This window comes from Paraburkholderia sp. GAS42 (assembly GCF_050436565.1).
GTDB lineage: Bacteria > Pseudomonadota > Gammaproteobacteria > Burkholderiales > Burkholderiaceae > Paraburkholderia.
Map to the genome: position 1 here is coordinate 1 of NZ_JBNDML010000018.1, position 11666 is coordinate 11666.

Below are 11666 nucleotides of genomic sequence, written 5' to 3' on the forward strand. Positions count from 1 at the left end.
ATGCAATTCCGGCCAGCGAATCACCGTTCCAATTCATATCCCAAGCAAAACTGTCAGCGCAGGAGCTGAGAGAAAAACGCCCGGCGCCGACATCGCAGTCGTGTTTTTCAACAGAATCGACCCACAACTGCCGTTCAGACCGCTACAACTGCAATGACAGCTTCCGGGGTACAACGGACAACCACCCAGTCGGTAACTCGTCGACCAATGCGGTCATTGAGCCGATCGCCGGCCAGGGGTCGTCATCGGACCCCAAAGCGACCCTTCCGATTTCCCGAGGGTAGTCGTTCATCTCGTCGAGTTGTCTGTCAGGTACACGGAAACGGACGGACAGTGCAACCGCCGTTGGACGGCGAGGCAATTCAGGAGCCTCTCTTACTTTTCTTTCTTCTTCTCCTTCCGAATCTCGGCCTCTTGCGCCCGGCTTACAGCAACCCGCGAGAGGGATGGTCCTGACGTGGAGACAACTATTTCCCAATACCGAGAAGGAATTCGCGATCGGGCTCCGGCATTGAATTGAGCCATTCCGATTCGGCTCCAGGTGCGGGCAACACCTTACCGTACTCAACCATCTGGGACGGCGGTAACTCAGAGAGATACACCCAAACGGAGCGCTTTTCGGCACCCGTTGCGTGTGCGACAAGCGTGACGAGAGCTTCGAGCAAACCCCTCTTCTGATCCGCGCTTCTGCCCGCACGGATCTGTCCTTGGACGAATAACTGATCCGACACGAGCGGTGCTCCGCCGAGGAAGTGATCGCCGGCCGGAATGGCCTGAAAAATCACCTGCGCGAAAAAACCTTGCGCGCCGGTCGCCTCGCTGTGTACGCGCGTAATGTCTCGCGCGATCTCCCGCTTCTGCGGATCGGTAAGCCGCCCAGCGGCCGCCATCACGGTATAAGTTGGCATGCTGCTCTCCTGTTGCGATTGCACGCTACGTTGCGGATTTGCAAATCTCGAATTGGGGCGATGGATACGCCTCGTCCCTCACGGCCCCGACGCGATATCTCAAGGAATCTGTTTCCTCGCCGGAAAATCGGTGACTCGGAAATAATGCGCCTCGCTATCGACAGATTGTGACCCATTCAGCGTTACCGATCCATCGATCGAGATGCGTTGATCCCGCTCTCCGTAGAGCACCGCGTGCATCTTCGACCGATCGAGCTCCCCCTCCCACGCCGACACCACGACAACCGCTACTGCATTGCCAATGACGTTCACCAACGAGCGGCATTCCGCCATGAAGCGATCGATGCCCAGGATGAGCACCATTGCCGCCACAGGGACGGTAGGCACAACCGCAAGACTTGCCGCAAGCGCAACAAAGCCTGCACCGACAACCGCACTGGATCCTTTGGACGTGAGCATGGTTACAGCCAGGAGCGTCAATTCCTGACCGGTCGTCAGATGTATATTCGTCGCCTGGGCAAGGAACAGAACGGCGAGCGTCATATAAATGTTGGCGCCGTCAAGGTTGAACGAGTACCCGGTAGGCACGACCAGGCCAACCACCGCTTTCGAGCAGCCCAGTCTTTCCAGCTTCTGCATCAATTGAGGAAGCACCGCTTCGGACGTGCTCGTTCCAAGCACAATTAACAGTTCATCCTTCAGATAGGCGAGAAGCCGGAACACGCTAAACCCCGCCATCCTGGCGACAGTCCCAAGCACCACTGCAACAAAGATGAACGCCGTCACGTAGAACGTCAGGATCAGCTTGAAGAGCGGTATCAACGATGCAATTCCGTACTTCCCGACGGTGAACGATATCGCACCGAATGCACCGGCAGGCGCAGCTTTCGTGATGATCTTGACCAGAGAGAAGAACACTGCAGACAGCTTTTCAATCATGGCCGTCACGCCGCTTGCCTGCTCCCCCGCCGCAGAGATCGCAATGCCGAACATGATGGATACGAAAAGGATGGGCAGCGTGTCGCCCTTGGCAAACGCATCGAAGAACGACACGGGAATGATCCCGAACAGAAAGCCGGTCAGCCCGTCGAGATGTTCCGACTGGCTGACGAAGCCTGCAATCGCCCGTGTGTCCAGCGACGCGACCGACACATTGAACCCGTCGCCAGGATGCAGCACATGGCCGGCCAGCAAGCCGATCACCAAAGCAATGGATGACACGACCTCGAAGTAGACCAGCGCCTTTCCACCGACGCGTCCCACCTTTTTCAGATCGCTCATGCTGCTGATGCCCGTCACCACCGTACAGAAGATCACCGGTCCGATGATCATGCGAATGAGCCTGATGAATGCGTCCCCGAGCGGCTTCATTGCGGTCGCGTACTGCGGGTACAGGTGACCGAGCAGAACGCCAGCGGCAATCGCCAGCAGCACCTGCACGTACAGAACTTTGTAGAAGGGTTGTCTCATGATGTCGTTTTCCGTTAGCTCGTGGTCTTCTGCCGGGCCTGATCCAGTGCCAGCCTGATATCCGTTGCCCGGACAGGTAGGTGGCGCATGCGCACGCCCACAGCGGCAAAAATCGCGTTGCCGATCGCCGGTGCGACCACGGTAGTCGGAGGTTCGCCAAGTCCGACAGGCGCCTCCGTGCTGTCCACAAAGGCGATGTCCATGTCCGGAACGTCCGCCATGCGCAGCGGCGTATAGGTATCCAGATTCAGATCCTTCACATACCCATTTTCGAATCCGGTGCCTTCGTAGAGCGCCATGCTCAAGCCCCACAACGTCGCGCCCTGGGCCTGCGCCATGGCACCATCGGGATCGATGATCGAGCCCGCATCGATCCCCATCCACAACTTTTGCACCGTTACGTGTCCCGTCTGACGGTCTATCTTGACCTGCGCCACGCACGCACACCATGTCGGCATTGCGCGCTCCTGTCCGAACGAACTGGCAAGGCCGAGACCCGTGTCGGGCGGCATCGCGCGTCCCCAACCCGCACGCGCTGCCACGCGCCGGATGACGTTGGCCTGCCGCAGCGCGCCACCCGTCGAACTCGGCGCGGCGCCGGCGTTCCGGCCCGCGCCTGTGAGGTGCGCGAGACGCAGCGCCACGGGATCGATTTTCTGCACATGCGCGACCTCGTCCATGAACGACTCGAGCGCCCAGTTCGTCCATCCTGGCGCGACTGCTCGCAACCACCCCGGACGAAAGCTCTTTTGTGCGAGATCGTTGTTGACTGCACGGACCCGCAGTGCGCCCACGTCGTACCAGTGGTCCGCGCCCGAGATCGAGAACGGATCGTACCGAGCACCATTGGTGCCCTTCTGCATGTTTCCCGGAAACACCGTCAGACTGGGCCAGCCTGCAACCGCGACGTGTTCCATCGCGACGATCTTTCCATCGTTATTCCAGCCAAGGCGTAGCCGCTGTAGCGTGGGCGAGCGCAGCGAGTCGAGCCGCGTGTCGTCTTCGCGGGTCAGCACCATCTTGAACGGACGCCCCAGCGCTTTCGCGGTCAGCGCCGCAGGAACCGCGTAGTCGCCGTTTAGCCTTCGGCCGAAGCCGCCGCCTATCAGGTACGTCCGCATGACAATGCGTTCTACCGGAACCTGAAGCGCTTTGGCGAGGACGGGCAGAATGAAGCCCTGCGCCTGATTGCCGGTGTGAATTTCGAAGACGCCGTCTTTCTCGAACGCGACGGCGTTGACGGGTTCGAGTTGAAAATGCAGCACACCTGTTGTGGTGTAAGTGCCTTCGAGCGTCTTGGCTGCTCGTGCGAGGCCACCGTCGACATCACCTCCGCCTGTGTCGAGCAGCGCGCCCTGGCTCCTGTCCGCCACCAGCGCTGCGGCATGGTCGAACAGATCATTTTCGGATACCGTTGCCGTGTCGCCAACCTGCCACTTCACCTTCACGAGATCGACCGCGCGTAGCGCCGCGTAGAAGCTGTCCGCTATCACCATTACCCAGCCGGGTACCGTTCCGGACGGATCGTCCAGCGCCACGCTACGCAGGTAGCCTTTGACACCTCGCGCAGCACTGTCGTCGATCGAGAGCACCTTCGATCCGTAGCGTGTGGGCGGTAGCTTCGGCCGGCCGTAGACCATGCCTGGCACGTCGACGTCGATACCATAGACCGCCGCGCCGATGGTTTTGTCGGGAACGTCGAGCGCCCGGGTCGGCTTTCCGATCAACGTACGATTGGCTGCGCCTTTGATCGGCAGCGCTTTCAACTCGTCGGCGGAAAAGCGGCGTCCGAGGTTGCCGCGGCGCACGATCTCGCCGTAGCTGATTGAACGGCCATTCGCATGGACGGTGCCATTCCTGGCAACACATTGTGCAGCGGACACATCCAGCAGCTTCGCACCTGCTTCGATCAACGCAATACGACCAGCCGCACCCGCCCGGCTAAAAACCGGGAACGTCGCCCACACCGATGTACTTCCGCCCGTGACCATGAACCCCCATCTGGGATTGGTATCGACACCCACGATCCGGACCATGTTCCAGTCGGCTTCGAGTTCGTCGGCCAGAATCCGCGCTATGGCTGTGCCGATGTGCTGACCCATCTCGGCCTTCGGCACGTTCACGGACACAACGCCTTCGTGGTCGATCCCGAACCACACGGTCGGCTCGAAAGCCGGCTCGCCCGATGTCGCTGATGCTGACGCCGGCGACGCGCCTCCGAACGCATTGAGCGCGAACGCGGCCTGCGAAAAGCAGAAGAACGCGCCTGTGGCAACTGTCGCCACCAGAAAAGAACGGCGCGACAGATTAACGGCCGAATCTTCGCCGCCATGCTGAGTCCTGCTCATGCCTTGTTCTCCGCCAGTTCCCGCGCAGCCCACCTGACTGCTTCCCGGATACGCGAATACGTCATGCATCGGCATAGATTGCCGGTCATCACTGCGTCGATATCCGCGTCGGTTGGATCGGGAAAATCTTTGAGCATGGCGGCCGCCTGCATGATCTGACCGGACTGGCAATAGCCGCACTGGGGAACCTGCAGTTCTCTCCATGCACGTTGCACGGGATGCTGGCCGTGCGGATCGAGCCCTTCGATCGTCGTGATATCGGCGCCCTCCACGGCACCTAGCTGCGTGACGCACGAGCGCGTCGGGCGACCACCGACATGGACCGTGCACGCACCACACATGCCAATCCCGCAGCCGAATTTGGTGCCTTTCAAGCCGACCTCGTCACGAATGACCCACAACAGCGGTGTTTGCGGATCCGTGTCGACCGTGGCGGGACGGCCATTGATACGAAACGTTGTCATCGAATTTCTCCTGGCCCTGCGGCACGGATCGCTGCAACCTGTTTCCCGAGATCCGGCCACGGCGCTTTGGTCGTTCGGGTACTGCGCAAATAACCGGCGATGCTCGCTACATCGTGGTCCGTCAAGCCACGTGCGAAACCGGGCATCACGATGCCGGCGGCGCCGTCCTTCGCGTTGATGCCATACAGAATCACGCGAATGAGGTTCGACGGATCGTCCAGAAACACGGCGCTGTTCACCCCCAGCTCCGGCCTGTCTGGATTGACGTCGGGCGCCCGGTTGTAATGGCACGAGGCACACGCGGCGACGAACAGACGGCCTCCCGCACTTGCCATACGGCTACGATCCTGCGCATCGACGTCGAGCGCCGATGACACCGCCGAAGCCGTATGAGCAGCCCTCGCATCGCCGTCGCCGAGCGACTCGACGTAGGTCACCAGCGCCTGCTGGTCTTCGGCACTGAGAGCGCCGAGTCCCTGCGTGACGGGCGCCATCGGCCCTGCCGCTGTTCCGTGATAGTGGCTCGCTCCGGTCGTCAGATAGTCGTGCAGTTCCGCTGACGTCCACGGCACCGGCGCAGGATTGGCCGCGGTCAAAGCCGGCGCGAACCAGCCGTCGACCGATGCACCCTGATAGAGACGACTCGTGAGTTCCTCGCCCAGCGGACCGCGCGGCGTGTGGCAGGCGGAACAGTGGCTCAGCCCCTCGGCGAGATAAGCGCCGCGATTCCAGGCGGGCGATCGATCGTTTCGCGGTTCGAATCGCTCCGGATGGAAAAACAACAGCTTCCATCCCGCCTGAAGCGCCCGGATGCCAAACGGAAACGGCATCTCGTTCGGATGGTTCTCTGCGTGCACGGACTGCTGTGTCATGACGAATGCGTACAGCGCGTGAAAGTCCTCGTCCGACAGCCTGGTGAAGTGGTCGTAGGGAAAGGCAGGAAAAAGATGCGACCCGTCGCGCGCCACGCCTTCACGCATGGCGCGGAGAAAGGCTTCTTCCGACCACGAACCAATGCCCGTCTCGCGATCCGGTGAGATGTTGGTGGAGTAGATGGTGCCGAAGCCCGTCTTCATTGCGTAGCCGCCGGCAAATGGCCTGCCGCCCATGACCGTATGACAGCTCGCGCAGAATCCCGCAGCGGCAAGACGCGCGCCTTGCTGTATCAAAGCTGGCGAAAAGCTCGACGGGTCAGGTGTCGGCACTTCCGAAAGTGCCGGCCTCCAGGCGAATGCAATAAATCCGCACACGCCTATGACAAGCACTGCCGCTACCCACGCCCCGACGCGCTTCATACGACGACGCTCCGATCGTGGCGCTTCTTGCGGCGATGTATCCTGATCTCTCGACATTGCATCCCTCTCCAACCGTTGGCGTGTTCACCGACGATATTCACCGGAGGATTAAAGGAACCTGAGGAACCGGAACGGCGGCCGTTGCAGGCGCTGCCAGAAACCTGTTGCCACTACCTTAGATGACGCCGATGCCTCAAACCATGTCGAATAAGCAGGGTTTTCAGGTCATCAGGAAACCCATGAAAAAAGGACCGGATACAACGCATCCAGTCCTTTCACGAACTTGCTCGATAACCGGGATCAGTTCGTGCGCGCTTTCAGTTTCGCCACCAGGACGTCACCGAATTCCGGTGCCGACATCGGCTGCTGACCCGTAATCAGTTCGCGATCGACGACCACGTTGCTGTGCCAGTTCGCGACCGTATCGACATGCGCGCCCGCTTCTGCGAGTGCATTCACCGGATAGAACTGAACATTGCCGCCGAGACCGTTCGGGCCTTCGAGTTGCTGCTCTTCACCCGTGGAGAACACGGTCATGCGATAACCGGCATACGGCCAGCCTGCAGCGAGCGAATTCGCCTTACCATCATTGGCGATCATCGATGCGACGAAGGCGTCCGGGTCCTTCAGCGTGGACAGCAGCACGATGGGTCCGTGGCAGATGATTCCAGTCGGACGGCCGCTGTCATGGAAGCTGACCAGGATCTTGCCGAGATTGCGGTCCTTCAGCAGATCCACCATCGGGGCGTGGCCACCCGGAATGAAGAGCCCGACATAGCCGCCTGTTCCCTCGGCGACCACCGAAGCGAGCGTCTTGGGATGCTTCAGCTGCGCGATGCCTTGCGCGTACTTCAGCGCGTCAGCGCGCGCCGCATCATCGCCGCCAAAAAACATCTTGTTGTCCGAATTGGCATCCATGACGGGCATGTCGCCTTTCGGGTTCGCGATGACCGGCTCGTAGCCTGCCTCGACAAGCTTGCGATACGGCACGACGAACTCGTTCAGGTAGTAGCCGGTCTCGTAGTGCTTGCCATCGCGCAGGTCGAGTTCATGCGCGCTCGACATCACAACGAGGACCTTGCCGCGTGACTGTGCCGACGCGCCCACCGGCAATGCAAAGGCACTGGCCATCGCGAGCGCAGCGGCGCCGAATTTAAGGAGGTTCATGATCAATCTCTTTCGCGTTATGGGTTGGTGGGCTTACTGGGCGGTCGTGGCGTTCGACGTGTAGCGCGGCGCGGCCTTGGCATTCGCGAACCGGGGAGCCAGCGCGCGACGGTCGGCTTCCCACTTCGTCCAGTCGTCGCCATCGTGCAGCGTCGGGATGGTCACGAGTTCGCCCTGATCGAGGCCTGCGAGCGCGGCATCCACCAGATCGTCGGCCGTCATCGTGCTCGCGGCTTCCTTTTGCTTCGCATAGCCGGCGACGTCCCAGAACTCGGTTGCCGTCGCTGCCGGCAGCACGGTCTGCACACGCACGCCCTTGCCTGCGAGGTCGCGCTGAAGCGCATGGCCGAAGCTCAGCACGTACGATTTCGAGGCGCTGTACACACCGTTCAGCAGTTCGACTGCAATGCCGACCACCGAACTGATGTTGATGATCGTGCCCGAGCCCTTGGCGACGAACGCAGGCGCAACCGCGTAGGTGAGACGCGTCAGTGCCGTGATGTTCAGGTTGATCATCGATTCCATGGAGTCGACGTGACCGTCGAGAACCGATGCAACCGAGCCGACGCCCGCGTTGTTCACCAGCATCGTGATGCGCGGGTCTTCGCGAAGCAGGGTCTCGATTTTCGCGAGCGCAGCCTTGTCGTTGAGATCCGCGGCAATCGTTTCGATCGAGCGGCCCGTCTCTTTCGTGAGGCGCTCTGCGAGAGCGTTCAGTCGGGTCTGGTTGCGTGCCACCAGAATGAGGTCGAAGCCGCGCTTGGCGAGACGGTCAGCGTAGATGGCGCCAATGCCAGCCGACGCGCCGGTGATCAGCGCAAAACCGTTCGTAGAGGAAGTCATTTTCAGTCCTTTGAGTGGGTGGTTGAACCAACAGGGCGTCGGTTCATGGAGCGAATTCTGAGCTCGGCCGCCTACGACCTCAATGCCATATATGCAATGATTTATGCCATTTCTCCACCTACGTTGCTGTCCGTTCTGTGCTACCTTCAACGAATCAAGCCATGACTCGCGAGGCATCAATGCATACCGTCGGACTCGTCGTCTATCCCAACTTCCAGTCGCTCGCGCTCGCAGTGGCGAGCGTCTTCGAATACGCCAATCTGCTGCGCGGCGAAGCAGCTTACGAATTCAGCATCGTGTCCGAGCACGGTGGACCTATCGCTTCGTCCCAGGGGTTTTCGGTTCATAGCGAACCACTTGCCAAAGAGGGCTACGACACCCTCATCGTGGCGGGCGACAACGAATGCCGCCTTCCTTCGGCTGCGCTGGTGGATTACCTTCGGGAAGCGCCGCGCCATTCACGGCGAATTGCGTCGATCTGTACGGGTGCATTTGTTCTGGCTGCTGCAGGTCTGCTGGAAGGAAGGCGCGCAACGACACACTGGTTCCACGCGCGTGACTTCCAGAAGCAGTATCCGAACGTACAGCTCGAAGAAGACCGAATCTACGTCGTGGATGGACAGATCTGGACGTCGGCCGGCATGAGCGCCGGCGTGGATCTCGCGCTTGCGATCGTCGAGAACGACTTCGGGCTGGACACCTCGCGCATGGTTGCGCGCAAGCTCGTGCTTTATCAGCGTCGCGGTGGCGGTCAGTCGCAGTTTTCGGCGCTGCTGGAGATGGGCGCGCGCTCAGACCGCGTTCAGATGGCACTCACGTACGCGAGCGAAAACCTGGCGAGCGATTTGTCGGTCGAGCGGCTGGCCGAAGCGGCACGGCTCAGTTCGCGGCAGTTCAGCCGTGTGTTTCGTGAGGAAACGGGTCAATCGCCCGCGAAGGCAGTCGAGCGGCTTCGCGTTGAAGCCGCTCGTCTGATGATGGAGACGACTCGTCACCCGATCGAGATCGTCGCGAGAGAGACCGGCTTTGGTGACCGGGAGCGGATGCGTCAAGCGTTCCTGCGTGCATTCGGTCAGCCACCGCAAACCATACAGCGGGCGTCGGGTGTCACGCCCCTTGCGCTTTAAGCGTAGTTCGCCTTACTGCTCGCCCGGCGTCCACTCCGGGCTATAGCCGCCCAGCGCCGGGTGATACATCTCATCCCCGGAATGCTGGGTGAATTCGACGTTGAGCCGGTCTTCACGCAGGCCGAGAATTTCGATGCAGTGCGCGCACAGCGCTTTGGCCACGTCCATACGCAGTTCGGGCGTCCTGCCCTTTCTGATGTCCAGCATCATGACCGCGACCGGGGTGGGCTCTTCACCGGCTTCGGGAATCCGCCAGACACCGCCATCTCCCAGTTCTCGAATCGCGACGCTGATACGCCTGATGTCGACCGACATCATCCGCGCGTAGGTCTCGCTCATCTTCAGCGCCAGGCGCCGCTTGTCTTCCACTGAATAGTGGTCGTTTACGTCCAGTTGCAGGTAGGGCATAGCGTCAACATTCCTGGAAAGCCCCATTTTTTCACAGGACGCGGTGCCTCTCCAATGTCAGATGTGCAAGGTTTCCGGACACGCAAGTGATTGCGTTCCTTCGCCGTGGATCACTTTCCGGACGCCGCGGGATTGCTTGCGCGAGCGCTTTCATATGCGGTCAGGAATTCATCCGACGCGACGTGATAGGCGAGCGCGCCCAACGCTGCGGCCGATTCCCGCCCGAGTACCACCTCGACACGCTCGTTGACTTTGGTCCAGTGCATGAACGCTTGACGAACCCGCGCTGCGCCCATGCGCGTTAGCGCGGCACGTTTGGCCCGCCCATCCAGCTCATCGGGCGCAGTTCGACCAGGCCGTCTCGAATGAGCTGCCAAAGCGCATGAGTCACGGCGGAAATCTGAATGGCGCGTTTGATCGCCAGGTTAAACGGTCGCTCGCGAGAATGTCGGCCTTATCCGGTCCAAGCAATGACGCGTCCTGCCTCGGTGTAAGCGCGGCGACTACCACGTGCCCTACGGCCTCTCGGCCGCGTCAGATCGATCGTTCCGGCGCGGCCAGACAAGCCCGCTTACTGCGCAGTCCATCCTCCGTCGATACGCAGACTCGTACCGGTGATCATTGCGGCAGCTGGAGACGCAAGATACAGCACCGCCGCAGCGACTTGGTGACTTGAAAGCAGACGGCCCATCGGAATCCGGTTGAAGACCCAGCGCTTGAACTGCTCGTTCTCAAAGAACGGCTGCGTCATCGGGGTATCGACGAACGTAGGTGCCACCGTGTTCACGCGTATTCTGGGCGCGAGTTCAACAGCGGCCGCCTTCGTAAGACCTTCCATCGCGTGCTTCGTCATGCAGTACACCGATCGATCAGGTGCCCCCACGTGGCCCATCTGCGACGAAATGTTGATGATGGCACGGTCACCGGTCGCTTCGCATTCGAGCATCTTGCGAACGGCCGCGCGGGTTACCAGGAACGTCGCCCTGACATTCAAGCCGATGACAAAGTCCAGATCCGAAGTTTTGACGTCCGCGAGTCGTGAAGGGATGTTGGTACCCGCATTGTTGACGAGGATGTCCAGCGTCGGGAGTTCGGAGAATGTCCGCTCTAGTTGTTCATCTTTTAAGAGGTCGCATACAACAGAAGTGCAAGCGCCACCGTTTCGATGGATACTAGCGGCGACTTTATCCAGTTCCCCGGCATCCTTGCTGAGCAGATAGACGTGCGCGCCGGATTCGGCGAGCAAAGAAGCGATGTCCGCACCAAGGCCACGACCCGCGCCAGTCACAACAGCAGTCTTACCATCAAGACTAAAAAGTCCCTTAGACATATGTCCCTCTCTGATTCAAATCCGGTTGATTGATTGTTTCGCTGGCTGCGTCCACACCGTGTGCCCGCCGATTTGTGACAGTCCATTCGGAGGCAGGCGAGCAGAGTCGCGCACGACTAGTTGACCACTGACGATGCGTGGCCCCGCCGATAGGTCGCGACCATCGCCATTTGGTCGTTCGCGCAAAAGATGGCGTCAGTCACGAGTTGTTTCATTTTCTTGATGCAGTCGTGTGGTGTTGCGTGAGGTGCGGTGCGTTGTGCCACCCACGATTTCCAGGCCACTCCAGTTCGTCGAGGTACAGGT

General features: G+C 60.4%; 11 protein-coding genes. 1 reads left to right on the plus strand and 10 read right to left on the minus strand.

Going from position 1 to position 11666, the window contains the following annotated elements; all coding sequences use genetic code 11:
- Positions 1–467 precede the first annotated feature (467 nt).
- From P3T16_RS24245 to P3T16_RS24275, 7 genes are all read right to left on the minus strand, one after another.
- Complete coding sequence (locus tag P3T16_RS24245) at positions 468–908, minus strand: tautomerase family protein (protein ID WP_429344216.1); 441 nt, start codon at positions 906–908, stop codon at positions 468–470.
- Between the two features lie 99 nt (positions 909–1007).
- The gene (locus P3T16_RS24250) at positions 1008–2378 is read right to left on the minus strand and encodes a dicarboxylate/amino acid:cation symporter (protein ID WP_429344217.1); all 1371 of its coding nucleotides are present in this window, start codon (positions 2376–2378) and stop codon (positions 1008–1010) included.
- A 14-nt stretch (positions 2379–2392) separates the two neighbouring features.
- The gene (locus P3T16_RS24255) at positions 2393–4726 is read right to left on the minus strand and encodes a molybdopterin cofactor-binding domain-containing protein (protein ID WP_429344218.1); all 2334 of its coding nucleotides are present in this window, start codon (positions 4724–4726) and stop codon (positions 2393–2395) included.
- A complete protein-coding gene (locus tag P3T16_RS24260; RefSeq protein ID WP_429344219.1) occupies positions 4723–5190 on the minus strand; it encodes a (2Fe-2S)-binding protein in 468 nt (155 codons plus the stop codon). The genes P3T16_RS24255 and P3T16_RS24260 overlap by 4 nt, the downstream gene beginning before the upstream one ends.
- A complete protein-coding gene (locus P3T16_RS24265; RefSeq protein ID WP_429344220.1) occupies positions 5187–6485 on the minus strand; it encodes a c-type cytochrome in 1299 nt (432 codons plus the stop codon). Before P3T16_RS24265 ends, P3T16_RS24260 begins: the two co-directional genes overlap by 4 nt.
- Positions 6486–6785: 300 nt before the next feature.
- Positions 6786–7652, minus strand: coding sequence for a type 1 glutamine amidotransferase domain-containing protein (locus tag P3T16_RS24270; RefSeq protein WP_429344221.1), 867 nt, complete (start codon positions 7650–7652; stop codon positions 6786–6788).
- A gap of 33 nt (positions 7653–7685) precedes the next feature.
- Positions 7686–8495 (minus strand): SDR family NAD(P)-dependent oxidoreductase, encoded by an 810-nt coding sequence (locus tag P3T16_RS24275; protein WP_120310692.1) that lies wholly within the window; start codon positions 8493–8495, stop codon positions 7686–7688.
- 179 nt (positions 8496–8674) lie between these two features.
- On the opposite strand from P3T16_RS24275, the gene P3T16_RS24280 reads away from it, so the two are divergent.
- Positions 8675–9622 carry a GlxA family transcriptional regulator gene (locus tag P3T16_RS24280; RefSeq protein WP_429344342.1) on the plus strand — a complete coding sequence of 316 codons (948 nt, stop codon included), beginning with the start codon at positions 8675–8677 and terminating at the stop codon, positions 9620–9622.
- Between the two features lie 12 nt (positions 9623–9634).
- Here P3T16_RS24280 and P3T16_RS24285 read toward each other — a convergent pair whose 3' ends face one another.
- The 3 genes from P3T16_RS24285 to P3T16_RS24295 form a co-directional block, all read right to left on the minus strand.
- Positions 9635–10030, minus strand: a complete 396-nt coding sequence (locus P3T16_RS24285; protein WP_429344222.1) for a tautomerase family protein — start codon at positions 10028–10030, stop codon at positions 9635–9637.
- Positions 10031–10140: 110 nt separating this feature from the next.
- Entirely contained in the window at positions 10141–10296 is a 156-nt protein-coding gene (locus P3T16_RS24290) for a hypothetical protein (RefSeq protein ID WP_429344223.1), read from the minus strand.
- A 305-nt stretch (positions 10297–10601) separates the two neighbouring features.
- Entirely contained in the window at positions 10602–11360 is a 759-nt protein-coding gene (locus P3T16_RS24295) for an SDR family NAD(P)-dependent oxidoreductase (protein WP_429344224.1), read from the minus strand.
- Positions 11361–11666: the final 306 nt, after the last annotated feature.

Coding starts and splice junctions, on each gene's coding strand:
- P3T16_RS24245 (WP_429344216.1), bottom strand. CDS start 908: ATGCCAACTTATACCGTGATGGCGGCCGCTGGGCGGCTTACCGATCCG.
- P3T16_RS24250 (WP_429344217.1), bottom strand. CDS start 2,378: ATGAGACAACCCTTCTACAAAGTTCTGTACGTGCAGGTGCTGCTGGCG.
- P3T16_RS24255 (WP_429344218.1), bottom strand. CDS start 4,726: ATGAGCAGGACTCAGCATGGCGGCGAAGATTCGGCCGTTAATCTGTCG.
- P3T16_RS24260 (WP_429344219.1), bottom strand. CDS start 5,190: ATGACAACGTTTCGTATCAATGGCCGTCCCGCCACGGTCGACACGGAT.
- P3T16_RS24265 (WP_429344220.1), bottom strand. CDS start 6,485: ATGAAGCGCGTCGGGGCGTGGGTAGCGGCAGTGCTTGTCATAGGCGTG.
- P3T16_RS24270 (WP_429344221.1), bottom strand. CDS start 7,652: ATGAACCTCCTTAAATTCGGCGCCGCTGCGCTCGCGATGGCCAGTGCC.
- P3T16_RS24275 (WP_120310692.1), bottom strand. CDS start 8,495: ATGACTTCCTCTACGAACGGTTTTGCGCTGATCACCGGCGCGTCGGCT.
- P3T16_RS24280 (WP_429344342.1), top strand. CDS start 8,675: ATGCATACCGTCGGACTCGTCGTCTATCCCAACTTCCAGTCGCTCGCG.
- P3T16_RS24285 (WP_429344222.1), bottom strand. CDS start 10,030: ATGCCCTACCTGCAACTGGACGTAAACGACCACTATTCAGTGGAAGAC.
- P3T16_RS24290 (WP_429344223.1), bottom strand. CDS start 10,296: ATGCACTGGACCAAAGTCAACGAGCGTGTCGAGGTGGTACTCGGGCGG.
- P3T16_RS24295 (WP_429344224.1), bottom strand. CDS start 11,360: ATGTCTAAGGGACTTTTTAGTCTTGATGGTAAGACTGCTGTTGTGACT.